Here is a 24,793-nt window from a genome sequence, read left to right as displayed (position 1 = left end):
TTATATCAATCATGTTCTCACCCCCCTTTTTACTTATTTTACATAATTTACACTTTCCCGGCTTATAATATTAGTAAAAGAATATTTGGGAGGATATTATGAATAATTATGGAGAAACTATAAAAAAAATCAGAGTTGGCAAAGGATTTTCGCAAAAATATGTATCAAACAATATCTGTACTCAAGGTAATTTCTCCAAATTTGAACTAGGAGAAAATAAAGATATAAAACACTCTACCTTAAGTGAATTTCTAGTACGTATAGAAACTTCCTATGAAGAGTTTAGATATATCGATAATGGATATACCATGCCTTTAAGAGATGAAATTATTAATAATTTTTATAATCAAACCTATAATAATTCGGAAAAATTATTGCAATTACAGCAAAGTTGTATTTCATTCTTAAAAGAATTTCCAGAGGATAAACTAATTAATAAAATAAATATTATTATAAAAAGTCTAGCTATATTAGCCAATACTAACGATATTCATTATGCAAAATTACTTGCTGAGCCCATTTGGGTAGAACTATCTCGTAGAGACAATTTGTATTTATCCGATATCTTTTTACTAAATTCTATACTATATATTTTTCCAATTGAAACTGCTGTGGAAATGAAAACATTTGCTTTTCGGCACATTGAAAAGTACAAAAATTTCCAGAATATAAATCGGATAAAAATAAATTTCTTAATTAATCTATCGCTGCTATATTTAAAAAATAGCGATTATAATATGGCTTTAAAGCAATTAGAAAACTCAATCGAATTGTGTAAAATAGAAAAACATTTTATTAATTTATCAATCTGTTATATACGTAAGGGTATTTGTTTGAACAATATGGGCAAATGCGGATTATATTGGAGTCATAAAGGGATGAACATGTTGGAAGTTTTAGATCAGTTCGATTTACTATCTATATTAAAAACAGAAGTCGAAAAATACTCAAATTATATTGTTTAAAACGAGGAATTAAACATCTACCTTGCCCCTGGAAAGCTTCCTCCTGCTACGAAATAGTCACAAATAAAGCCGTTCAAATTTGAACGGCTTTTGATTTTGAAGCGGTTTTTATCCTAGCCTCTACTATATTTTTTATTAGTTGATCGTACCGCCTGGTAAATCTTTTGATTCTTTCTCTTTATACATCGCTCGATCCGCCTCTTTAATCATCTCATCTAAATTTGCATTTAAAACTTCCGTCGTGTAGTGCCATCCAATACTTGCCGAAACATTAATTATATGTTGATCTAAAATCATTGGTTTCTCTAGTGCAGATTGGATTCTATCTGCAATCTTTTCTACTATAGACTGATCGATATTAGACATTAGAATGATAAATTCATCTCCACCTAATCGGCAAAGTAAATCCGTATCTCTCAATACACCATCTATCCTTAAAACAATAATTTGCAATAACTGATCCCCAACTTCATGGCCATATGTATCATTTACGTTTTTAAAGCCATTCATATCAAGGAACAATAATGCAATTGAGTCGACATTCTCATACTTCATCACATCAAACTTTTCCTTAAGCAATAAACGGTTTGCTGCTCCGGTTAATGGATCATGATAGGCTAAGTCCTGTAATTTGTCATTGGCCGCTCTTACTTTAAGAATGAATGTAATATGAAAAATCGTAATAAAAATTCCAAACAGTACTAAATAAATAAAGTCTTCTTTGATGACGTTCGGAAAAATTTCATCGTGAAGGTAAAAGAACGAATAGAATGTAAGAATAATCGAAGCGATCCCTGACATTAAAACGGCTTTTATCTGTTGATAAATGGCACTTAGCGGCAGAGCGAGCCACATGAAGAGATAATTTACTAAATACGGAGAATCGTTAAGCAGATAATAAAAATAAATATACATGCTACCGACCATTACATACATTGTAAATTTGGCATTTACTTTCTTTAGAATCAACAATATCATGATAAGCCCAAATATCCCAAAAAAGATTGCTGGAGGAAATATGCTCTCTATTCCTTCAATGACAATATTAAATATTATTTGTGTAAAGTAAAAAATACTTATTAAAAGAAGTAATAAAGAATTTCTACGATGCATTTCAATCATAAATCACCCTCCTCTAACATCCATATTGGGCTAAAATTATTGATATATTTCTAAATTATAATCCCATAATTTATTATAGCTTATGCATAATACGATGTTATTTCAATAATAATTAACTAAAAATAAAAGATCTCCCGACAGTTCATTAAAACAACTGATGAAAGACCTTTCCAAAAATCTATATTCGTATTTTAAATACTTTATTCGTAATAGGAGCGATGAATTTAACCCCTTTTTTCGTCATCATATCACCTAAAATATGAGATAAATAAGCCATCGTTGAGATAATCGCTAAATTTTCCGCGCCTGTACTCACTTCCAGCAGATGGGACATATATGCCCAAAAGACCACCGCCCAAATCGTATGGGTAAATCCTCGATGCGGAAACCATCCAGCTGCCCCAATGTATACAGCAAACAGTACGAGCCACCACATCTCATCGGTAATCGCATAATACAGAAGGAATAAACTCAAAATAGTCATTAAAATATTTTTAAGCGTTTCCTGACTTCTCATGGATAAGGCAATGATGATGGCGCCCAATGCTAAAAACAGCAGTTTATTTTGTTGTGTAAACCATTCACCATCCAAAAAAGGCAGAAAGTTTAAATAAGCTGCCAAGGACAGAACCATTATCACACCGCCGACCAATTGTCCGCCTTTTTTTATTTGTTTCGCCGTTTTCGTTACATGTTTATTCAACAGATTGTTCCCGTCTAAATCCGGAGCCAGTGAAGCTACAGCAGATACAGCTAAGACGACCGGAATCATTTCAGATGCTTGGCTGACAGATGCTACTGCCCCGATTCCTAACCCAATCGTTAAATGTGTTCGACCTTTCATGTTGCCACCTCTTTGTTGTAAAGTCTTATAGCGGATGTTACCGCGAACTCGTTATGTATTCAAAGAGTTCATTGTACTTAACAGAGTTCTAATTATCAAGTTTTTTCATTAGAGGAACCTGCTTCACTTTATGAGCTGCTGTTTTGTTTTATTACATAGCGCCGCCAGTTTTACAGATTTTAAGCCAGCCTTTGCGCGCGGTTATATATATAAATACTGCAAAGCATGATTAATGAAATAATTGCAAACATATAATCTATATAAGCTGTTAATAGCCAGCCACCAATAATCGGCCCGATAAATCCTCCTATATTTTTAAACTGAGACGCACCAAGATATGTCCCCTTTTGATCCTCAGGCGCAATTTCCTCAATAACGGCATTCATCATCGGGAAACAGAAAATCTCACCGACCGAAAATACTATCATACTCGCAATGAACATCCAAGAACTGCCGGAAACGCCAAACAGAAATAATCCGATTGCAAAAATGACAACGCCAATTTTCAGTGAACTATAAATTGAAATTTTTTCGCTTAGTACTGTTAATGGCAGCTGAAATGCCAGCACTGTAATGGAGTTTGCGACAATCACATAGGAAAAGAGCTTCACCCCATCTTCCACATTCATATTAATGAATTGCGGCAGTGTCGAGTCGAACTGGGAATAACCAACTGTAATCAAAATCCCTCCTGCGATAAACAGCAACAGCTTTTGATCTTGCATAACTGCACGTAATACCATTCGGATTTGTTGGTTTGAACCAAGTCTTTTTTGTTTCATTTCATAGCGGTTTAATATTATGAGTAAAAATATGCCATACAACGCATACATAATGCCGGTAATCATAAACGGTGTCGCTGGACTTGATAAGCTTGCGACCCATACACCAAGTAGTGGTCCCATTACAGCCGCAATATTAATGGCCGTGTAGCGTACAGAAAATAACCGTCTTTTTTTCGCATCCTCTGTAAAATCAATCATCAGTGCTTGGGTACCCGGTTCAAAAAATGAACGACATAGCCCATTCATTGCATTCAACACGACAAAATACACAGCTGAAGGAGCCAGTGCGAAACCAATAAATGTAAGACTCCATATAAAGACTGTTTTAATAATAACCGCTTTTCGTCCAAATCTGTCGGTCAAGTAGCCGCCGATCAGTCCGCCAAAGGTTGAGAACAGCGGCGCAATTCCAATCGTAACCCCGATTAATAACGGCGAGGCTTGAAGTTCATTATGTAAATATAAAGCTAAAAACGGGATTGCCATAAAGCTCGCAGTCCGTACAAAAATCGTCCCACTTAATATAATCCATACAAGTGGATGAAAATAGTTCAAAATCCTTGTCATAGCCGGCCTCCTGTAAATTTTTAGAGATAACTTCCATTATACAGAGTTTACGTAAACAATATTTCACTAATATGAAATTTCTGTATGTCTTCAATATTTAATTACAAGATAATGGTATAATGACTGAAAATAGTAGGTTGGGAGGTTTTATGTAAGTGAAGCTGACAAAAGAAGAAAAGTCCTGGATTTTATACGATTGCGGGAATTCTGCTTATTCCATTGCGATCACGACCGCCCTTTTCCCCATTGTCTTTGGGATGTTTCAAGGTGTGAACAACATGGATTTAGGCTATTTCAATTCACTTGCAAGCATATTAGTCGCCGTTCTTAGTCCCATTTTAGGAGCCTTTGCGGACTATAAGGATAAGAAAAAGCGTTTCTTCACATTTTTTGCGTTAGTCGGCATTATTTCTACTCTTTCCTTTACATTTATTTCACCCGATAGCGGGCAATGGCAGCTATTAATCGTCATGTACATTCTTTCTTGTATCGGCTTTGCCGGCGCTAATATTTTCTATGATTCTTTTTTAGTCGATGTGACGACAGATGAGAAAATGGATAAAGTATCATCGTCCGGCTTTGCTTTCGGCTATATTTCAAGTGTCATTCCATTTGGGATTAGTTTAGCAGTCATCTTAATTATGGGAATGGATGCCGCAATCGGATATCAAATCGGATTTTGCATTACCGCGCTATGGTGGGGGTTACTGACAATCCCGATGATTAAAGACGTTAAACAGCGCCATTATATTGAACCCGAACCAAATCCGATCGGCAATAGTTTCAAACGATTAGGGCAAACCTTTTTAAATATTAAAGACTATAAAATAGTATTCATGTTTTTAATCGCCTATTTCTGCTATATCGATGGTGTCGATACAATTATTAAAATGGTTGTTCCGTACGCGACAAGCGTTTTAGGTTCCGACGGGTTGAATACCTTTATGCTGTTGGCCATTTTACTCGTTATTCAAATTGTAGCATTCCCGTTTGCCCTTCTTTATGGGTCACTTGCAAAAAAATATTCGACTCGGGCGTTAATAATCGTCGGGATTACGACTTATGTCATTGCCTGTATCGCAGCATTTTTCATTTCGGAAATGTGGCATATCTTTATTCTAGGGATTATGATTGGTTCTGCTCAAGGCGGTATTCAGGCATTAAGCCGTTCCTATTACGGGAAAATTATTCCGAAAGAGCGTTCCAACGAATTTTTCGGTTTCTATAATATTTTCGGTAAATTTGCTGCAATTATTGGACCTTTTCTAATGGCACTGACAACAACGATGACTGGTGATGCCCGATATAGCATTTTATCGATTATTCCTCTGTTCATAATTGGGCTCATTGTCTTTTTAATGCTGCCAAAAGATGCGCATGAACAAACTAAATTAGTAAGGTGATCAGATGAAGAAAAAAAGTAATTATGTGATTGTTGTTTCGTATGACGCCTTTTCTAAGGATAATTGGGAAAGTGCAGCGTCTAAACAGAATTTAGCCAAACTGATTGAACGAGGGGCCTCTACAAATTTATTGAAAAGTGTGTACCCAACCCTCACGTATGTCATACACAGTTCCTACGTGACTGGTGTCTATCCAGACCGGCACGGGATTTTCCATAATAATCCGTTCCAGCCTTTCGTCCCTGAAAACGAGCAAAACTGGCACTGGTTCCGCAGTGATATCCAAGCTCCAACTGTATATGAAGCAGCTCGAGAAAAAGGACTCACGACAGCCGGGCTTTTGTGGCCAGTATCAGGAAAAGCGAATATTAACTTTAATATCCCGGAAATAAAAGCGATCAAAAACGAGAATCAAGCATTTAAAATACTAAAAAGCGGCAGTAAATTGTTTACATTGCAAATGGAAATGAAGTACGGAAAAGTTCGGCAAGGCATTCAGCAGCCTTATTTAGATGACTTCACAACAGTATGCGCAGTAGATACGGTTAAGAAGAGAAAACCGAATTTACTTTTAATGCACTTAATTGACCTGGATGATACGAAGCATTTACTTGGAACAAAAGGACCACATATCGAAGAAGTAATCGAACGGATGGACCGCCGGATTGGAGATCTAGTCCAGGCGACAAAAGATGCAGGTATTTATGAAGAAACGACTTTTATAATTGTCGGTGACCATAGTCAGCTCGATGTTCAGTACAAAGTGTATTTGAACCGAATTTTATACGACGAAGGTCTTATTTATGAGGAAAATGGAAAATGGCATTGGCGCGCATATGTCCAAAGTGCCGGTGGAGCTGCTTATTTGCATGTACAGTCAGGCGATACGGAAACAGAACAATTAGCTCTTTCTATTTTACGGGAAGCTGCACGCAATAAAACTTACGGCATCGAAGCTATTTTGAGTACGCAGCAGTTACAAGAGTTTCATGTAGACAGTCAGTTCCGCTATATGATTGAGGCAAAAGAAGGCTATGCTTTTGAAGATGACCATTTACAGGAAGCTGTCATCGACTTACATGCACTCGGTAAAAAGTACGCGACTCACGGCTACTCACCAACTAAACCTGACTATACGAGCAATCTGATTATTTCCGGCAACAAAGTAATTGCCGGCTCAGACATTGGCGAAGCTTGTGTCGTCGATCTCGGTCCGACAATTGCTCATATTTTGGATTTGGATTTTGGAAATACAGACGGCCGAGCATTGACTGAAATATTTAAGCAATAATAATATGATCCAAACCCCTTTTGAATGAATAATCAAAAGGGGTATATTATTTCTTTAAAAACTCACTCCATTTAATCTATTTTAGTTAGTTAACCGGATTTGCCCTTTATGATTTCTTTTTCGGAAATAATGTATATGATAATGTAATCACAAAATCAATGGCCAGAATTAGCAGCCACACCTGACTGAATTTATTAACCCCTTCATTTTTAAAAGGGAAATTACTGTTTTCATCATCGAACCACATGCCGAATAATTCATTAAAAGGCGTTTCCTGCATGCTATCTGAAAAACCGACTGCAATAGCAAACCCTATATGAACAATGATAAAAACAACGAAATGCCCCGCAAATTGCTTCCATTCATGTAACGCATATGCCTTACCATACAGTTTGACAGGTTGAAGTGACTCATCGATCGGCTCTCCCCGTTTTTTAGCAACCCACCTTTTAATAAATGCATCCAACTTTTTAAAGTCAGATTTTCCGAATGTCATTGCGTACATAATGATTATGACGATGATGATTTGATAAATCGAAAATTCACCAGTTCGCTGATAATCCAAATAAGCCAATAGTGCAATCCATAAATCATTCAAGATAAAAATGACAAAAACAAATAAACTCAGCTTTTTCAACTTAAACCAGTAGCGTAATAATAAAAAAGCAATCGCACATACCCAGAAAACGACTTCTGCAGTAATGAGGAAAAACCATTTATAATCTAAAATAAAGTCCATTGCTTCACCCCTTAAAATCGGTTACTCGGTCTACCCATCATTTATATTACTTCATAATGTAAAAGATTCATATTCATTCTGCAAAATCAATTTGTAAATTCCGACTAATCACAGGAGGAATATTAAGGTATGATGAATGGGGAGAATACATTATTTCATTTTTAATGAAGGAGCTGAACATCTTGAAGAAAAAGCCAATTTATGTGGAAACCGTAATAGACAGCTCGATCGAAGAGGTATGGCACTATACTCAGCAGCCCGATCTGCATGAACAGTGGGATTTGCGATTTACATCCATCACTTACAACGAAAAACAACATGTGGACGAACCTCAAACATTTACATATACGACAAAAATCATGCCCGGCTTGTCAGTTTCAGGTTGGGGTGAAAGTAAAGGAACACACGAAAAAGCAAGTGGTGTTAAAACATCTTCTCTCCATTTCGGGACACCGCAACAGATCTCCCCAATTAAAGAAGGTCGCGGCTATTGGCAATATATTCCGAATGGTGACCGTGTTACCTTTCTAACCCAGTATGACTATGACGTCCGGTTTGGTCAATTCGGTCAAGTATTCGACCAACTGTTTCGCCCTGTTATCGGCTGGGCTACCGCGCTCAGTTTTAATGTACTGGCCAGATGGATTGAAGCCGGAGAAAAGCCGGCAACCCAGTACCGGCGTTTTTTCAGCTATTATTTGCTCTGCTTCCTGTTCAGTTTTACTTGGCTATACCAAGGTTTCATACCGAAAGTGTTAATGAAGCATCCACTTGAAATTGATATGCTGATGAACCTTTCTCCGCTTTCATTGGGGCAAGCATCGACGGCCATTATTGCAATAGGTGTTTTGGAAATAATCATTGGAATTCTTTTTTTGGTGCCGAAATTGCAGCCACTGCTGTTAAAGGCGCAAATTATGTTGTTCCCTTTTCTGACATTAAGCGCAATTATTGCTGCGCCTTCAGTTGCAACAGCTCCATTTAATGTTGTCACACTGAATATTGGATTATGGATTGCTTCGATTATTGCTTTACTGCTAACTAAAGAATTACCGACTGCAAGATTTTGCAAACGAAAAAGAGGTGCTTAATATGATTTACGAAACAATGCTGGGAAATAACTTTAATCGATTGCATCCAAAACTGCAGGAAAGATACCGACTTCCATTAGGTCAGCCTTTTCATGCTCAAGGAACAATGCAAGTCATTCATTCAGGACCGCGTTTTTTACGTCCGATGTATCATTTGTTTACGAAAACCGATTTTCTTTTTCCCGAAAATGGTGAGGAAATTCCTTTTACAATAACGAATACAGCAAGATTAAACAATGAAAAGGAAGCTGAAGTATACTGGGAGCGCACTTTTCTCTTTCCACAGGCAACACGCAAGTTCAATGCGACAATGACGGTCGATTTGGAGCGGCAAATTGTAAAAGATTATTTAGGGGATCCGGCCCTGTTCTATTCCGATTTAAAAATGGATGTTACAAACGATGGTTCCTTAATGATACGCTCCGCAGATCAGCGTGCTGTCATTGGTCAGACTGAGGTTGCCCTGCCAAAGAAACTGACAGGTCGAGTAGTTGTAACGGAAGGTTATGACGATGTGTTGGATGTGTATACGATCCATGTCTCCATTTACAATGATTTAATTGGAAGGATGATGATGTATGCTGGTCAGTTTACGCCATGTGCTCAGTAGACCTTTAACAAGCATCGGTCTTACTTGTATGGCTGCCCTACTGTTATTTAATGAGCCAACATCAATGTACTACTACTTAACATTGGCACAACTGATCTTTGTACCAGTCATACTGGAACAGTTAGTTTTGCTGAAAAATTGGCAAAAGCTGATTATTGTGATCGGCCAATTGGCTGTAACAATGCTGTATTTCACGCAACAGGATTTCCTCATCCTACTTTGTGTGCTGGCTTATTTGCTAAGTACACTTGTCATTGCTTCCCATGGGGTCAACCGATTTTTAAGACGGGGATTTACGAATACGGCTGAAATAATGATTGATATCGGACTGATTTATATTGTGATGGGTGGACTATGGTTTTTGGCATTCCATTTACAGTTGAATACAGGATTTAGTCCGATTATTACATGGTTAACTGCTATTCACTTTCATTATTCCGCCTTTTTACTTTGTATTACAATCGGATTGATTGGGCGTCTTCATATGACCCGATACTATAAATTTTGCTGTGCCGTTATTGCCGCAGGACCAATGTTAGTAGCTGTCGGAATTACCTTTTCAAGAATTGTTGAAATCATTTCGGTCAGCTTATATGTACTTGCTATTTTCAGTATTAACTTTTATGTCATGAAATGGCGGTTGCCGCGTGTGCAACGCTTATTTATCCGGCTTGCCTTTATAACGTTATGTTTTACAATCATTTGGTCATTTTTATACGCTTACAGTAATTTAACTGGAATGATTATTGTAGATATTCCGGATATGCTGGACTTTCATGGGCTTTTAAATTGTTTAGGGTTTGGTATTGCCGTGGTAATCGCTTGGAGTCTTTATACTCCGCCAACAAAGCATAAAGATTATTCATTCCCGGTAAGTAAAATCCGAGGCAACTTTTCTCCGACTAACAAGCCGGCTCACGGATTGGTTGATGAGATGTCTTTTTATATAAATAAAGAGGATATCCATGTTTTAATCGCTGATTTTTATGAACGTACGACGCAGTTTGAATTAAAAGCATCTGTAAAGTGGGCACCATGGTTTAAACCTTTTGCTTTTGTATATCAGTTTATCAGCCGGAAAATGGGACAGTTGAATTTACCCTTTTCTTCAAAAATGATTATGATGGACGGTGAAATTTGGCAAGTTGAACCGCAAAATGATGGCCGGGATAAACCGCGTGTCTGGCAACGGTCGATCAATGGCGAACCTGTATTTAATGCGATTTATTCGCAGCATAATGATGCAACTAATACCTATATGAATATCGCTTTGCCCTTGCCATTCTCTTCAATGCACGGAATCTTACAGCTTTCCGCAAAAGACCAGGCACTTTACTTAACAAGTGATGGACAAGGCGATGCAGGTACATATTTGGCGATCGGTTCATACGTTTTCAAACTGCCGCTCCATGAGTATTTTGTAATAAAAGAACAAAAAGGGCTACTTACTGCTACACATGATATGAAACTTTTTGGAATGAAGTTTTTACATATTGATTATACGATACAAAAAAGCCTTAAAGAGGCTGAATCAAATTAGAAATAGACAAATGGATAGTAAAAAGCTACCATTGTTGAAAAATGGTAGCTTTGAGCTTGTACAGATAGATTATTATTGCGCCTCTTGTCTCTTAATAATAAACGGAGCTGCCAATAGCGCAATAATGAGGATAATTCCCAAATAACCGATTAGTGGATAAAAATAACTAACCAGTCCTGTAAACCCTACATAACTTGCTAAATAGCCAACTACCATCGTAATGATAAAGAATATTTTAAATTTCTGTGTTCCTGATTCTGCAAAACGAGCCGAGAAAGAAAAGAACATTCCAACCGCTGTATTATAGATCATTCCAAAGATAACTAAAGACATGACAATACCTAATGCTGGAGATATATTGCTAACAATTCCCAACATTGGCATGTCCAATGTGCCAACTTCTTCAATTTTAGAAAAAATAGCTAAATGGATTAAGAGAATCAGTAACCCTAAAACAAGCCCACCAACTAAACCACCGATTGCTGCAGTTTTTGGACTTTTTTCAGCCCCACCCATTACAATTGACATCGATGCTCCAACTGCGATATTGAATGAAACATAATTAATACTGGAAACAAACCAGTTTGGCAGTGTAGTCGGTGTTGCTTGTGCTACTTCGTTCAATGATGCAAAAGTGCCATCCATAGTTAGTAAACTGTATATTGCTATACATATAACAAAAATAATGAGAATCGGCGTTATGCTACCTATAATGGAAACAACCCGATTAACTTTCAAAAATCCTGTTAATAGTACGAGTATTGTCATAAGGGTCGTACCTATAAAAATCGGTAATCCAAACTGTTGATTTAAGTTCGAACCGGCACCGGCAAGCATAACAACGCCTACGCCAAACAACGTAAAAATAAGAATAAAATCGATCACCGTTCCTAGATAACGCCCGCTAATCCGGTAAATAACATCTTTATGTGATTTCGTTTTTGTATAACTGCCGAGCCATACTAAAAGCATACCAATACAAGAAAACAGTACCGTTGATAAAATTACCCCGAACATCCCAAGTATTCCAAAGCTTGTGAAGTATTGCAGTATCTCTTGTCCTGAAGCGAATCCTGCACCAACGATTACTCCTATAAATGCGCTTCCAATTTTCAATATATTTTTCACACGTTTGACACCCCTTTAATCCTTTAACAACTATGTATTTTAATAAATTATAACAAAGGCTTGATTCCCCATAATAAAATTTTCCAATCATACAGCCCCTTTTCCAACTTCCCCCTAACATACTCCCCTTCCATATTTTAATATCTACAATTTTAATATTATAACATACTATTGTTCTGATATTTAATTATTCAAAATATTCATTTTCCGTATGCAATGTAGGAAATTTGGGATATAAGCTAAAAAACATTTTTCTCACTGAGAAAAATGTTTTTTAGCTTTGTGTTACTTAAATTTTATTGTACTCATCAACCCGTTGCATCTGTTCGGTCAAAGTGGCGTCCTTTTTTCAGTGCTTCTACGAATTCTGTGATAGCTGTTACGACACCCGGTGCATTGGCATAGTCTTTATCCATACTTTCAACAGATACATATCCTAGTGCTTTGTAATGGTTGAAAATTTCATCTGCAAAGGTTTGAACTTTTCGGTTTGGTACTACACCTTCAAAAGTTGCAGCAATAATTAAGCCATCATAAAGTACTGGAGATGCAGTTTCCAGCGTATGGTCAATTTCACGTTGGCCGATTCTTCCTTGCTTATCGCTGATTAATTCAACGACAACCCCCTCTTTTTCGAGAGGCATAACAAGGTCTTCTAAATTGCTGTTTGTATCAACAATAATACCAACCTTTTTTGTTTTTAAATACGGAACTTGATTTTTCAATATACTAACTGCATCAGATGGCTGTTGGTCTGCAACTTGTTGGATAGATTCATCTGGTGGTGTAACACCGATATTTTGGGCAATTTGCTCAGCCATTGCACGGTCTACTCGGGCAAACATATCGACTGTGGCCTTGCGGATTTCGATTGTTTCTACTTTCCCCAATTCAAAACTGAAAGCATTAATAATGTGCTGCTTTTCCACATCTGTTTGACTTAACCAGAATTGACGAGCTTGGCTATAATGATCCTCAAACGATAAGCTTCGGGCTCTTACTTTACGTCCTTCAATTTTTTCCTGGTAATGAGCATAGCCGCCTTCATTTTGAGTCACCACATGCGGTGTATTATTTTGCAAGCTGTTTTTCCCGTATGCAACACGGCCCTTATTGATTGTCATACGTCCATAGCCGTCACGCTGATTATTATGGAATGGGCATACAGGACGGTTGATCGGTAACTCATGGAAGTTTGGTCCACCTAATCGAATCAATTGTGTATCCGTATAAGAGAATAAGCGTCCCTGCAGTAAAGGATCGTTTGAGAAATCGATTCCCGGAACGACATGTCCTACATGGAAAGCAATTTGTTCCGTTTCAGCAAAGAAGTTATCCGTATTTCGATTTAATGTCATTTTTCCAAGTTTGCGCAGCGGAATCAGTTCTTCCGGCCAAATTTTTGTTGGATCTAAAATATCGAAATCAAATTTGAATTCATCTTCTTGTGGAATTAGCTGAACAGCAAGCTCATATTCAGGATAATTGCCTGCTTCTATATTGTCGAAAAGGTCACGGCGGTTAAAATCCGGATCTTTACCTGCAATTTTTTGAGCTTCATCCCACACTAAAGAATGTGCGCCAAATACTGGTTTCCAATGGAATTTAACGAAGTGGGCTTCCCCGTTTGCATTGACGAAACGGAATGTATTGACACCAAATCCTTCCATTGTACGGAAACTTTTTGGAATCGCTCGGTCCGACATATGCCACATTGTCATATGTGCCGTTTCTTCATTGCTTACGACAAAATCCCAAAAAGTATCATGGGCACTTTGCGCTTGTGGAATTTCATTATGAGGCTCCGGCTTTACGGCATGGACAAAATCAGGGAATTTTATCGCATCCTGAATAAAGAATACAGGGATATTATTTCCTACTAAATCGTAATTGCCTTCTTCCGTATAAAACTTCGTAGCAAATCCTCGCACATCACGAACGGTTTCTGCTGAACCTCGTGACCCTGCTACTGTTGAAAAACGAACAAAAACAGGCGTTTGTCGCCCTTTCTCACCCAAAAAATGAGCCATTGTAATATCTGAAGCATCTCCATAGCTTTCGAATACCCCATGAGCTCCCGATCCTCTTGCATGTACAACACGCTCAGGAATTCGCTCATGGTCAAAATGCGTCATTTTTTCACGGAAATGAAAGCCTTCCATAATTGTTGGACCGCGCTCGCCTATTGTTAATGAATGCTCATCATTCGTTAACTTTAATCCATGATTCGTCGTTAACGGCTGCCCTTCATCTTTCGCAGTGAATTGTTTCAATTGTTCGACTTTTTTATTGTTGTTCTCCAAGTTACATCCTCCTCATAAAAACTAGCAAGTTTCACAAGATTAGTTATGCTCAACCATCTCTATTGCTTATCTACCCTACTTTTTCAAAATATATTCCCGTGAAATATAATCGTAATATTTAATTCTCCAAAGTTCAGAACTTCTATTTCTCATAATTACAAATATCGCATAATTTCATTTGATTTGAACATAACAACAACGAGAGAATTGATATTTCTTTCTACAATAAAAATAAGAAACGAGGGGAACTATGTACTACTACAAAGAAGAACTCATCAATATTATTAAGCCTGATAAACCAGATCCGGCAGCTGCGCGTGTCTTGCAGGAAATCTTAGGCGGACATTACGGGGAAATGCGGACAATGATGCAATTTTTCTTTCAAAGTTCCAATTTCCGAGGAAAAGATACACAATTTAGAGACTTGCTGCGTGGTATTTTTTTAGAAGAAATTGCCCATGTCGAACTTGTTCAAAATACAATCAATCAGTTATTGAATGATTCCGGAGAGTCATCTGCTCCCGGAAATAATGGTATGGACCAATCCCCGCTGGATGAAGCGGTACGACATGCAAATCCTCACCACTATATTATGGGTGCACAGGCATCGTTACCTGTTGATGCAGCAGGAAATCCATGGAATGGATCCTGGGTTTACTCTCACGGAAACCTCATCGCCGATTTACTGAACAACCTCGTTTTGGAATCAACAGGGGTACTGCAAAAAACGCGAATTTACGAAATGAGCTCAAACCAAACGTTCCGTGAAACGCTCGCATTTTTGATTGTTCGTGATAACGCACATCAAAACGCTTTTGCCAAAGCACTCGAAACATTAGGCGTAAATTGGGGCAAACTATTCCCGGTACCGAATTATGATATCAACAAATATCCTGAATGCCGGAAATTTGTCGATATGGGTTACCATAACTGTCAATTTAACTTTCGTCTGGATCCGACAAGAATAGGTGAAATTCTCCAAGGACAATCTCCAAGCCGGAATGGCGGACAATATCAAGTAACACCGCCACCAGTAGGTTTCCCTGTGCCATTAATGCCAGATATGCCAAATGAACATAGTCCTGGGTTATATGATTTGAATAATTAATTTGAACCCCACTATCTATATACTTTAAAAAATCATCCATTCGCTCATTAGCTGAGTAAATGGATGATTTTTTTGTATTAAACTATCTTATTTCTTATTCTTTGGCAACGCTATTTGATCAAAATCATCGACAAGTTTACGCAGCCCCTCGCTTAGCTCTGGCCCGCTCATCGGCACCCCATGTCCTGTAACCGCTACAGAAGGATTTAACGCTGCCAGCTTTTTTACTGATTCAAAAGCTGCGCCCCAGTCCGGCGTCAAATACTTTGGTGGTCCATTCACTTCTTTTTCCTGGGTAAATACTTTATATAAGGATTCCTGCTTGACCGTAACAAATGCATCCCCTGCAATAAGTGCTCCGTCGCGCTCCCTAAATAACGAAACATGTCCCGGTGTATGTCCCGGTGTATGAATCCACTTAAATCCTTCCATAAAAGGTACGGTCCCATCTGGAGGAAGTTCCTGGACAGATTCCCCTAAGTCGATCGCTTCATTCGGGAACAAAGGGGACATTTTAGCAACTAACCCACTATCAACAGTAGAGTCCGGCTCCGGATAATTTTCTAAGCCCGTTAGATACGGCAGTTCTAATTTGTGAGCGAAAACCGGTACTTGCCAGTGCTCAACAAGTTCAATAATTGCGCCTACATGATCAAAATGTCCATGTGTCAAAATAATTGCTTTTGCTTTTGCATTTTTGCCAAATCTTTTTTCCGCTACAGAAATAATTTCTTCTGCACTTTTCGGCATCCCCGCGTCTATTAAGACAAAGTCGTTACTTCCTGGACAACTGTAAAAAGCAATATTGGCGATTTGAATTGTATGTGCGTACAAGTCTGGCAATAATTCCTGGCTCACACCACTTTGTACAGATGTAGCAGGAATAAATTTATAATCGTTGCCGTAGTTCATATTTTTTTCCATCGATGACACTCCTTTTCAAATATTCAACTGTGTTTTTGTTGTTTACAGTTACTCCAATATACCCGTTTTCACAATTTCTACTTTTAGCTTAGCCGAAATATCCAATTCTGAAAAACGCTCTTTCCAATCTTTTTTAAACCATTCCGGATGAAATGCTCGAACACTGCGACCAAGTCCTATGGCATCACTCTTTGCTTCTTGCAATTTTTTAATGACTTCGTTCAAATCTTGCTCAATCTTTGCCTGAAGAAATTTTTCCAGCTCTTTTCTTAAATTTGCATTATCTATGTTATCCTGAGGGAATTCAGAAAGCATAAAATCGATTTTCAAATTAATTACAATTTTATTTTCTGTTATATTAAGCTTTCTTTTTAATTTATTGACCCGGACAGTTAAAGGACTATCTTTATATAAATGAGCAATACGCGTTGAAAAACCAAGTGAGTCATTTAAAATACTTAATAACAGTCCTTCATCAGCGTTTAAAGTCTTGCCAGTAAAAGATTTACCTGAAAATAAGGCAACCCCTTCTGCTTTGGGACGATTATCCTCACCCATTTTCAAGTAGGGCAAAGCCAAATCCTGAGCATCTTCGAAAATTACAGTAGAAGCTGTTTGCAATGTATAAGGTATTACAAAAGAGTTATCTTCCAGACTTGTAATAAAACGGTCATAAAATTCTCCTGCGGTACTTTGCTTATTTTCGCTTAGTTCAAAAAACGGTTTTAAATCCCCTTGTATAATTGCCATTTTTGATGTTATCGGACTATTTGCATCCCGAAAATAAATATCCAAATACTCATAAATATTATGTTCTGCGGTATCCTCTGATATAAGAACTGTTGATAAAACAGATAAATCCATCGTCTGCTCAACTTTTAACTCTGCATCCTGACGTACATCACGAGGTGAAACCCCCTCACCGGAAATAACAATGGTTTTCATTTCTGTTGCTGTAGCTTCCGGATAGGCATAATAAGCAGTCAATTCTCCTATTTCACCTTCTATGCCAGTAAGCGATACGACGGATGAATTCTTATAAAGCCTCTCATCCCAGCATCCCGCTAGTATAAGTGGTGTTATTATTAAGATGATTTTTCCGATTCGGATAAAGTTCGCCCCCTCACTCTATTGAAAAGAATAATAATCATCGGCAACAAAAAGGTAAAAAGAACAGTACCATAAACTAAGTAAACTTTAAAAAAATCAATTATTGAAAAACGGATAAGTAAATTGGCTGATATGGTAACAACGGTAAAAAAAATAAATAGCTTTATTTTAGGTGATTTTATTTTTTTCTCAAAATATACAAGGCGCATCACAAGTACATAATTGACAATTGTAACCAATGACCAAGAAAGCCAAATATATACAAAAAACAAATCCAGCCGTTTTACAAATGTCACTTCAACAGAGTGTAATATATACAAAATTGGTTCAGGAATGAGTGTAATTTCATTTAGTGAAAAATACATTAAAGTAAAAGATATCGATAATAAATAAAAGCTTGTTAAGATAATGAAATAAATAGCAATTGCCTTTTTGGAAATTTTACCATTTATCGCCAAATACTTTCGAAGAATTATATACGTTTCCGCACCGCCAAATGCATAAGTACAATAAATAAAACCTTTAAACCAAGTATTTGACCGATCATAAAAAAGAGGAAGCAAATTGGTCACATTCAAATTCGGCACTGTTAAAAACATGAATATTAAAAACAATAAAAGCATTGGAATGAGTACAACACCTATATTAACGGCAGTTTCAGGTCTACTGATACTGGCATAAAGACATACAGATAAAAATATTGTTATTAAAACCAATGTAGGTGTATTTGGAAACACCCATATCGTTAATACATACGTAATATAACTGACAAAAACCGTAATATAAATCGTCCAATAAATCAGATAAATTGCTTTTACAAAACTATTTAAATAGAGGTATTGATGCATTCGTTCATAAAATAATAATTGCAGGAAAAAAACAACAGCTATTATTAAATATTGAATTGTAGCATCCCGATGTGCATGCTCGATAATTTGATGTTGAACGGATATATAGACAAAGCCAGTTTGTATAACGAACATCAGAAGAAATAATTGAGCCTTTGTCAACTGTAAAGTCATGATTTATCTTCCTTTTTCGGCGAAAAACCTTTTGCCTGTCTATTTGCTCCATAATAAGGGCCACGGAAAAAAATCTTTCTTACTCCAACTGGATCAAACGGAATAATTGGCGAAAAATACGGATGCTTTAAAGAGCTCAAATTCAATAAATGAACAACTAATAAAAATGTTCCGATGACAATTCCAAAGAAACCAAAAAGTGATGCTAAAAACATAAATGGGAAACGAAGCATTCGAATAGTTGTGTTGAGTTCGACAGATGGGACTACAAAGCTTGATATTGCTGTAAATGCTACGACAATTACCATTAAATTTGATACAAGTCCCGCGCTCACAATCGAATCCCCAATTACAAGCCCCCCAACAATACCGATTGTCTGTCCAATCGATTTCGGCAGTCGAACACTCGCCTCACGAATCAATTCAATCGTTATTTCCATAATCATCGCTTCTATAAGCGGCCTGTATGGAATCTGGTTAATATCCATCTTCACTTTATTTGCAAGTTCAAGCGGCAAAATTTCAAAATGAAAGCTTACAATGGCTATATAAAATGCCGGCAAAAAAATGGCGGAAAAGACACTGAATAGTCGCATCAGCCGATAAAATGTTCCGACAAATACGCGTGCGTTAAAATCATCCGGTGTTTGATAAAAAGAAAAAAATGTTACAGGCCCAATGAGAGCATTTGGTGATAAATCGGTCATTATGGCGATTTTGCCTTCCAAAATATTTGCTACAACACGATCTGGGCGTTCTGTATTCAAAAGTTGTGGAAACGGAGACCATACTTGATCTTCCAAATAGTCACTAAGCTGCCCGATGCTATAAAACATATCGACATCAACCGCATTTAATCGGTTTTCTACCGTTTTAAGAGCCTCGTTGTCAACTACATTTTCCACAAACATATAGTAAACCGTTGTTTTAGTCTCGTTTCCGAGAGTGATTTGTTTTACAACAAGCTTATTATTTTTTATACGTTTTCGAATCAGTTGCATATTCACTTCAAAATTTTCAACAAAACCTTCATGCGATCCTCTTAGAATTTGCTCATTTTCAGGCTCTTCAGGTGTTTTGTGGGCAAATTCTGCATTGTTCAAACGTATCATTTGGTTTGACTGCAATAGGATAATTAACGTTTCACCGTTACAAACATAATCAACCAGTTTTTGCTCATCATATTTTTCAGTAGTGATTATTACCGATTCATCTTTAGCCAGTTGGTTTTTTGCAGCATAATCATTATTAATTTGTGTACCACTTATCTCTTTATTTTGTGCATCATCTTTATCAATTTCGTTATCTTCTGTATCACTTTGTTTCGGTTTGTCAGTATGTTGGTTCTTTTCCTGATCTGCTTGCGAGGAAGAACCATTCAACTGCTTCAGATTAATAAGGCTTTGTTCGATATCCTTTTTATTAACAAGTGATGAGTAATAACATAAAATAACGTTTTCTTCTTTACCAAGCTTAATTTCTTTTGCAACAAAGTCCGATGAATGGAGGAATTGCTTATTAAGTCGTTTAATTTCCTGCTTTATTTCCATTGTTTGTGTCAATACGACTCCCCCCTTTTTTGACAAGTATAGGATATTTTTAAAAGAGTTATTCATTTTTGTTTAAGGAGCAAAAACGGGGGAAAAATAAAGAAAGATTGGCTTCATTTGTGTATAAACATTTTAAAGCAGAGCAAATTGTAAAAATTGAATTACTTATTATACTTTTACAATTAATAAATGAAAAAAAGTGTTTATTTTTCAAATTCGGAAATGAATTCATCAGTTATTGAACGGGGGTTATAAAATGAAAAAAGTAGGCATTGTTTTTTGGAGCTCGTTTACGTTAGTAATGCTGGCTGTTCTAGTCGGTATAATTGCTCCACAGACATTAGAAAATGTCACCAAGAACATTCAAAATTTACTTACTTATAATTTTGGCTGGTATTATTTATTAGTCGTTGCAATCATTATTGCGTTTTGTGTTTTCCTTATATTGAGTCCTGTTGGAGCCATACGTCTTGGTAAGCCGACTGACCGGCCGGACTACAGCAATGCCTCATGGTTTGCGATGCTATTCAGTGCGGGTATGGGAATTGGTTTAGTATTTTGGGGTGCTGCAGAGCCATTATCACATTTCGCTATTAGTTCCCCCCAAGCTCCTGAAGGTTCCCAGCAAGCATTGAAAGATTCATTTCGATACACGTTCTTCCATTGGGGAATTTCCGCTTGGGCCATTTATGGTGTAGTCGCATTGGCACTCGCCTACTCCAATTTCCGTAAAGGGGCACCCGGTTTAATAAGTTCCACACTTTTTCCTCTTTTCGGTGAAAAAACAAAGGGTCCTATTGGATATATAATTGATATTATCGCGGTCTTCGCTACAGTAATAGGTGTTGCCACAACACTCGGTTTAGGTGCACAGCAAATTAATGGCGGTCTTTCCTATTTATTTGACCTTCCAATCAACTTTACTGTTCAATTAATCATCATTGTTATCGTTACGGTATTGTTTATCATTTCCGCTTCAACCGGTCTTGATAAAGGAATTCAACTTTTAAGTAATTGGAACCTCTATTTGGCAGCTGCCTTATTAATATTAACTTTATTTATTGGTCCTACTGTTGCCATCATGAACGACTTTACATCAGGTCTCGGCAGTTATTTACAAAACTTCGTTCAAATGAGTTTACGTATGGAACCGGGTGATGCGGGCAGCCGTGAGTGGATTAACGGTTGGACGATTTTCTATTGGGCATGGTGGATGTCCTGGTCTCCATTTGTCGGTATTTTCATTGCACGTATTTCAAAAGGACGAACAATCCGTGAATTTTTAATGGGTGTTATTTTAGCACCGACACTTGTTAGTATTTTCTGGTTTGCTACGTTTGGTACTACAGCGATAGAAACATACCTTACGAAAGACCAGTCACTAGTTGAATTACCGACAGAGCAACTATTGTTCGGTGTATTTGGTAATATGCCATTCGGTTTTATATTATCGATTATCGCACTGCTGCTTGTTGCGATATTCTTTATTACTTCAGCCGATTCGGCTACATTTGTTCTAGGTATGCAAACTACTTTTGGATCGATGAATCCATCATTTAAAATTAAGCTGATTTGGGGAATTTTACAGGCAGCCATTGCGGCAAGTCTTTTATTCTCAGGTGGTCTGACCGCACTGCAGAATGCAGCGATTATAGTTGCCTTCCCGTTTTCGTTTATCATATTACTAATGATGCTTTCACTCTACAAATCATTAATGGCAGAACGGAAGAAATTAGGTCTATATATTCGACCGAAAAAACAGCATACCCCGGATGGTCAGAAAAAAGATGGCTGACTTTCAAATAAAAAAGCGCCGCAAATTTGCGGCGCTTTTTTTTTATTAGTCGATGGTAATAAAAGTTTTACCGTTACATGTGTTGAAAAGACCTAAAGACTAACCTTCCTTTCCATACAAAGCAACCTGTTCGTCCCGATTGAACTCAACTGCAGCACTTCTGCGCGGCTTCGTCGATTTATACCATTGCCAGCAAAAAATAACAATGAGCACCACTTCAATCCAATCCCCTGCATAGTACATGACCATACTCCCCATCTCTGCTTCTTGCCGTGAAACTCCTGCAGGCGGATTCGCATACATATACTTCGACAATATATCATGACCGGCTATCGCAGCAATTAAAACAGCAGCCCGGAACCGGTAAGAATACTGATGGTAGACAGGATCGAAATAAATTATGGAAATTGTGAATACGTAGCCTGCAATGAAAAAATGGAAATGTACAAATAGGGCAATAAACGCATTTTCATGCATGTAAGTATATAAATTCGTTGTATATAACAACCATAGTCCGCCTACATTTAAGACGGCGGCAGTAATCGGATGCGAAATGTATTTTAGCAAACGACTTTTTAAAATGGACGTCAGCTTACGTGCCAATGTAGTGTTTGCTGTTCTGAGCAGCAAAGTCATCGGTTTGGCAATCGCCATAAAAATCGGTGCGATCATGCTTAATAATAAGTGACTTATCATATGTGCCGTAAAATTGGTATGAGCGTTGCTTGCCAACGGACCTACAACGGCCACAAGTGCAAACCCGATCCCTATTGTCCAGGAAACTGTACGGAAAACGGGCCATTTTTTATAGCGCTGGTTCGTTATGAAAACAGCGATTATATATGCCGTAAATAACAGTACAAATAATAATCCGAGCAATAGTTGAACATTGAATACAGGCGCCGAATGGTTCATTTCAGCATGGTTATGACTATGCAACAAGTACAGGCTACTCATTAGCAGTCTTCTCTTTTAATTTACTGTTTTGGGATTTACGGAATAAAAGAAAAAGTCCGATAAGTAAAATGATAAAGGCAGTGACATTCCATACAATATCGTAAACGATGACATTATCCACATAACGAATTTGGTGAATTCGCATCCATTTATGTTGAATAAGGCCGTCATACAACTGGAATACTCCAATCCCTAGTAATACGCCTCCAAGCCAGCGTTGAAAGATTAAGCCATTTCTCCGACGCAGATCCGCAAATAAGAATAATCCTGCAATCGTTGCAAACCAGCTGAATGCATGAAAAATACCATCGGAAATCAACCCAACATCCGTTGTCGATTTATCGTAGAAATGGTGCCATCTTAATAACTGGTGAAAAACGGTTTCATCAATAAAGGCAATCAAACCGACACCAAACAAAATACCTGACCACATGTTACGGCGCGAAACTTCTTTATCGTTGTTATTTTTCATGTACTTTTTGAGCTCCTTTACGTGTAATTACTTACATTTAATTTCTCCAAATACTTCACAACATATTCGATAATAGAAATTCCCCTCTTGCCCTCAAGACTAAACCTGATGATATCTAATTTCCTGCATTTAATCCTAGTTCTTCAAAAGTTTTAATTAATTCTTTGGTATAATCGTTTATCTCTTGCTCCGTCGGAATATTTTCAAGTAGCTCATGAATTGCATGCAGTTTGCCATCCTTTACTATCCGATCGATTTTCATTGTATTTTCTATATCGCTAAGGGGATTTTCATTCAATACTAATAGATCCGCAGTAAAACCTTCTTTTATATCTCCTAAATCAGCTACTTTCAAAGCTTTCGCTGCATTAATTGTAGCTTGTTGAAGGGCCTCTAATGGTGTAAATCCGGCATCAACAAACAGTTGAAGCTCCCGATGTAACGCAAAGCCCGGATATGTAAAGCTTCCCGCAGGTGTATCTGTCCCTGTCACAACAGTACCGCCCATTTTATAATAGGTATAGGCAATTTTTTGAATCGTTTTCGTTTGAATTCCAAACGTAACCTGTCCTTGTTTTGCCTGTACAGCTTGTGGCCAATGCTTAAATAAGTAGTCACTATTTTCCATATGATGAACAACTTCATGTGTTGTTGTCCAATAGTGCTCTGCTAATCGCATTTGATCATATAAAACGATTGTTGGGCAAAGCTTAATATCCTTTTTCAATAATTCTTTACATATGCTTTCTATCAATTGTTCATCCGGCTGTTCCCAAGGTATTGAATCCCAGATCTCTTTCGGTGCATCCATTGACCATTCTGGATACATCGCCTGAATAATACCAGAGCCATGTTCCAGCCAATCAATCCCTATGGCTGCCGCATGAAGTGCATCTACTTTTTTTGAATATAATATATCACTGCTTACTTCTAAATTATGTTTTCGCGCTTCACTCACTACTACTTCCATATATTCCGGATCAAGCCAGCCGTAAACTTTAATAAAATGTGCACCAAGCTCTACTTGCCGTGCTACTTCCTGTTTTGCAAGATCTGCATTGTCGACATTAATGTTATAGGCAGTATCATCTCCCCACAACCCTGGAGGTCCGTCAATCATACGATCTGCAGAAATAACGCGCGGTTCTAATTTACTCCCGTTCGCATCGATAAATGGTTTAAGTTCAATAATGCTTCCCGCAGTATTGCGAACCGTTGTAATACCTGCTGCTGTGAAGTAATTGGCAAAGTGTTTTTTTATATGGACATGCATATCAATCAATCCTGGAATCAGCCATTTATTCGTACAATCAATCGCTTCTACATCATCCATTTGAATATTGGGAGCTATTTTTATAATTTCATTATTTTCAATATAAATATCCTGCCTACTAAACTCCCCTGTTTCCATATTAACGATAAACCCGTTTTTTAATAATTTCATATTCAGTCCCCTTTGAATTTCAT

General features: G+C 37.4%; 21 protein-coding genes. 8 read left to right on the top strand and 13 right to left on the bottom strand.

The genetic code is table 11. The features are described from left to right. The first annotated feature begins 98 nt into the window (after nt 1-98). The gene (locus tag MHB58_RS07570; RefSeq protein WP_340734950.1) at nt 99-965 is read left to right on the top strand and encodes an XRE family transcriptional regulator; all 867 of its coding nucleotides are present in this window, start codon (nt 99-101) and stop codon (nt 963-965) included. 135 nt (nt 966-1,100) lie between these two features. On the opposite strand, the gene MHB58_RS07565 is transcribed toward MHB58_RS07570, so the two are convergent. From MHB58_RS07565 to MHB58_RS07555, 3 genes are all read right to left on the bottom strand, one after another. Next, nucleotides 1,101-2,087, bottom strand: coding sequence for a GGDEF domain-containing protein (locus tag MHB58_RS07565; RefSeq protein ID WP_340734949.1), 987 nt, complete (start codon nt 2,085-2,087; stop codon nt 1,101-1,103). A 178-nt stretch (nt 2,088-2,265) separates the two neighbouring features. Beyond that, complete coding sequence (locus MHB58_RS07560; RefSeq protein ID WP_014824184.1) at nt 2,266-2,931, bottom strand: metal-dependent hydrolase; 666 nt, start codon at nt 2,929-2,931, stop codon at nt 2,266-2,268. A gap of 179 nt (nt 2,932-3,110) precedes the next feature. Beyond that, a complete protein-coding gene (locus tag MHB58_RS07555; RefSeq protein WP_340734948.1) occupies nt 3,111-4,283 on the bottom strand; it encodes an MDR family MFS transporter in 1,173 nt (390 codons plus the stop codon). Between the two features lie 155 nt (nt 4,284-4,438). On the opposite strand from MHB58_RS07555, the gene MHB58_RS07550 reads away from it, so the two are divergent. Beyond that, nucleotides 4,439-5,686, top strand: a complete 1,248-nt coding sequence (locus tag MHB58_RS07550; RefSeq protein ID WP_340734947.1) for an MFS transporter — start codon at nt 4,439-4,441, stop codon at nt 5,684-5,686. Nucleotides 5,687-5,690: 4 nt separating this feature from the next. Further along, nucleotides 5,691-6,977: an alkaline phosphatase family protein gene (locus tag MHB58_RS07545; protein WP_340734946.1), complete on the top strand. Its 1,287-nt coding sequence runs from the start codon at nt 5,691-5,693 to the stop codon at nt 6,975-6,977. A gap of 106 nt (nt 6,978-7,083) precedes the next feature. On the opposite strand, the gene MHB58_RS07540 is transcribed toward MHB58_RS07545, so the two are convergent. Then, nucleotides 7,084-7,716: a hypothetical protein gene (locus tag MHB58_RS07540; RefSeq protein WP_008408928.1), complete on the bottom strand. Its 633-nt coding sequence runs from the start codon at nt 7,714-7,716 to the stop codon at nt 7,084-7,086. A 182-nt stretch (nt 7,717-7,898) separates the two neighbouring features. Between MHB58_RS07540 and MHB58_RS07535 the strand changes: the two genes are divergently transcribed. The 3 genes from MHB58_RS07535 to MHB58_RS07525 are packed head-to-tail and all read left to right on the top strand — an operon-like array spanning nt 7,899 to nt 10,957. After that, complete coding sequence (locus MHB58_RS07535) at nt 7,899-8,807, top strand: DoxX-like family protein (RefSeq protein WP_340734945.1); 909 nt, start codon at nt 7,899-7,901, stop codon at nt 8,805-8,807. A gap of 1 nt (nt 8,808) precedes the next feature. After that, complete coding sequence (locus MHB58_RS07530) at nt 8,809-9,417, top strand: DUF4166 domain-containing protein (protein ID WP_340734944.1); 609 nt, start codon at nt 8,809-8,811, stop codon at nt 9,415-9,417. Then, the gene (locus tag MHB58_RS07525; RefSeq protein WP_340734943.1) at nt 9,386-10,957 is read left to right on the top strand and encodes a YndJ family protein; all 1,572 of its coding nucleotides are present in this window, start codon (nt 9,386-9,388) and stop codon (nt 10,955-10,957) included. Before MHB58_RS07530 ends, MHB58_RS07525 begins: the two co-directional genes overlap by 32 nt. A gap of 72 nt (nt 10,958-11,029) precedes the next feature. On the opposite strand, the gene MHB58_RS07520 is transcribed toward MHB58_RS07525, so the two are convergent. Together MHB58_RS07520 and MHB58_RS07515 are read right to left on the bottom strand one after the other, a co-directional pair. Further along, nucleotides 11,030-12,085, bottom strand: coding sequence for a YkvI family membrane protein (locus tag MHB58_RS07520; protein ID WP_340734942.1), 1,056 nt, complete (start codon nt 12,083-12,085; stop codon nt 11,030-11,032). 308 nt (nt 12,086-12,393) lie between these two features. Next, nucleotides 12,394-14,388: a catalase gene (locus tag MHB58_RS07515; RefSeq protein ID WP_340734941.1), complete on the bottom strand. Its 1,995-nt coding sequence runs from the start codon at nt 14,386-14,388 to the stop codon at nt 12,394-12,396. A gap of 250 nt (nt 14,389-14,638) precedes the next feature. On the opposite strand from MHB58_RS07515, the gene MHB58_RS07510 reads away from it, so the two are divergent. Further along, nucleotides 14,639-15,496 carry a manganese catalase family protein gene (locus MHB58_RS07510; protein ID WP_008408402.1) on the top strand — a complete coding sequence of 286 codons (858 nt, stop codon included), beginning with the start codon at nt 14,639-14,641 and terminating at the stop codon, nt 15,494-15,496. Between the two features lie 87 nt (nt 15,497-15,583). Here the strand turns inward: MHB58_RS07510 and MHB58_RS07505 are convergent, their stop codons facing one another. From MHB58_RS07505 to MHB58_RS07490, 4 genes are read right to left on the bottom strand one after another with little or no spacing between them, the layout of a single operon-like run. Next, complete coding sequence (locus MHB58_RS07505; protein WP_008408403.1) at nt 15,584-16,420, bottom strand: MBL fold metallo-hydrolase; 837 nt, start codon at nt 16,418-16,420, stop codon at nt 15,584-15,586. 48 nt (nt 16,421-16,468) lie between these two features. Continuing rightward, complete coding sequence (locus tag MHB58_RS07500) at nt 16,469-17,491, bottom strand: Ger(x)C family spore germination protein (RefSeq protein WP_340735896.1); 1,023 nt, start codon at nt 17,489-17,491, stop codon at nt 16,469-16,471. A 14-nt stretch (nt 17,492-17,505) separates the two neighbouring features. Beyond that, on the bottom strand, nt 17,506-18,552 hold the full coding sequence (locus MHB58_RS07495) for a GerAB/ArcD/ProY family transporter (protein WP_340734940.1): 1,047 nt from the start codon (nt 18,550-18,552) through the stop codon (nt 17,506-17,508). After that, nucleotides 18,549-20,114 carry a spore germination protein gene (locus MHB58_RS07490; RefSeq protein WP_340734939.1) on the bottom strand — a complete coding sequence of 522 codons (1,566 nt, stop codon included), beginning with the start codon at nt 20,112-20,114 and terminating at the stop codon, nt 18,549-18,551. The genes MHB58_RS07495 and MHB58_RS07490 overlap by 4 nt, the downstream gene beginning before the upstream one ends. Nucleotides 20,115-20,358: 244 nt before the next feature. Between MHB58_RS07490 and MHB58_RS07485 the strand changes: the two genes are divergently transcribed. Next, nucleotides 20,359-21,897 carry a glycine betaine uptake BCCT transporter gene (locus MHB58_RS07485; protein WP_340734938.1) on the top strand — a complete coding sequence of 513 codons (1,539 nt, stop codon included), beginning with the start codon at nt 20,359-20,361 and terminating at the stop codon, nt 21,895-21,897. A gap of 99 nt (nt 21,898-21,996) precedes the next feature. On the opposite strand, the gene MHB58_RS07480 is transcribed toward MHB58_RS07485, so the two are convergent. The 3 genes from MHB58_RS07480 to MHB58_RS07470 form a co-directional block, all read right to left on the bottom strand. Next, on the bottom strand, nt 21,997-22,854 hold the full coding sequence (locus MHB58_RS07480; protein ID WP_340734937.1) for a cytochrome c oxidase assembly protein: 858 nt from the start codon (nt 22,852-22,854) through the stop codon (nt 21,997-21,999). Further along, nucleotides 22,847-23,326 (bottom strand): DUF2243 domain-containing protein, encoded by a 480-nt coding sequence (locus MHB58_RS07475; protein WP_340734936.1) that lies wholly within the window; start codon nt 23,324-23,326, stop codon nt 22,847-22,849. Before MHB58_RS07475 ends, MHB58_RS07480 begins: the two co-directional genes overlap by 8 nt. A 115-nt stretch (nt 23,327-23,441) precedes the next feature. Beyond that, nucleotides 23,442-24,770 carry an amidohydrolase family protein gene (locus tag MHB58_RS07470; protein ID WP_340734935.1) on the bottom strand — a complete coding sequence of 443 codons (1,329 nt, stop codon included), beginning with the start codon at nt 24,768-24,770 and terminating at the stop codon, nt 23,442-23,444. Between the last annotated feature and the right edge of the window lie 23 nt (nt 24,771-24,793).

This window comes from Solibacillus sp. FSL K6-1554 (genome assembly GCF_038005185.1).
Lineage (GTDB): Bacteria > Bacillota > Bacilli > Bacillales_A > Planococcaceae > Solibacillus > Solibacillus silvestris.
This window is presented reverse-complemented; position numbering and strand designations above follow the sequence as displayed.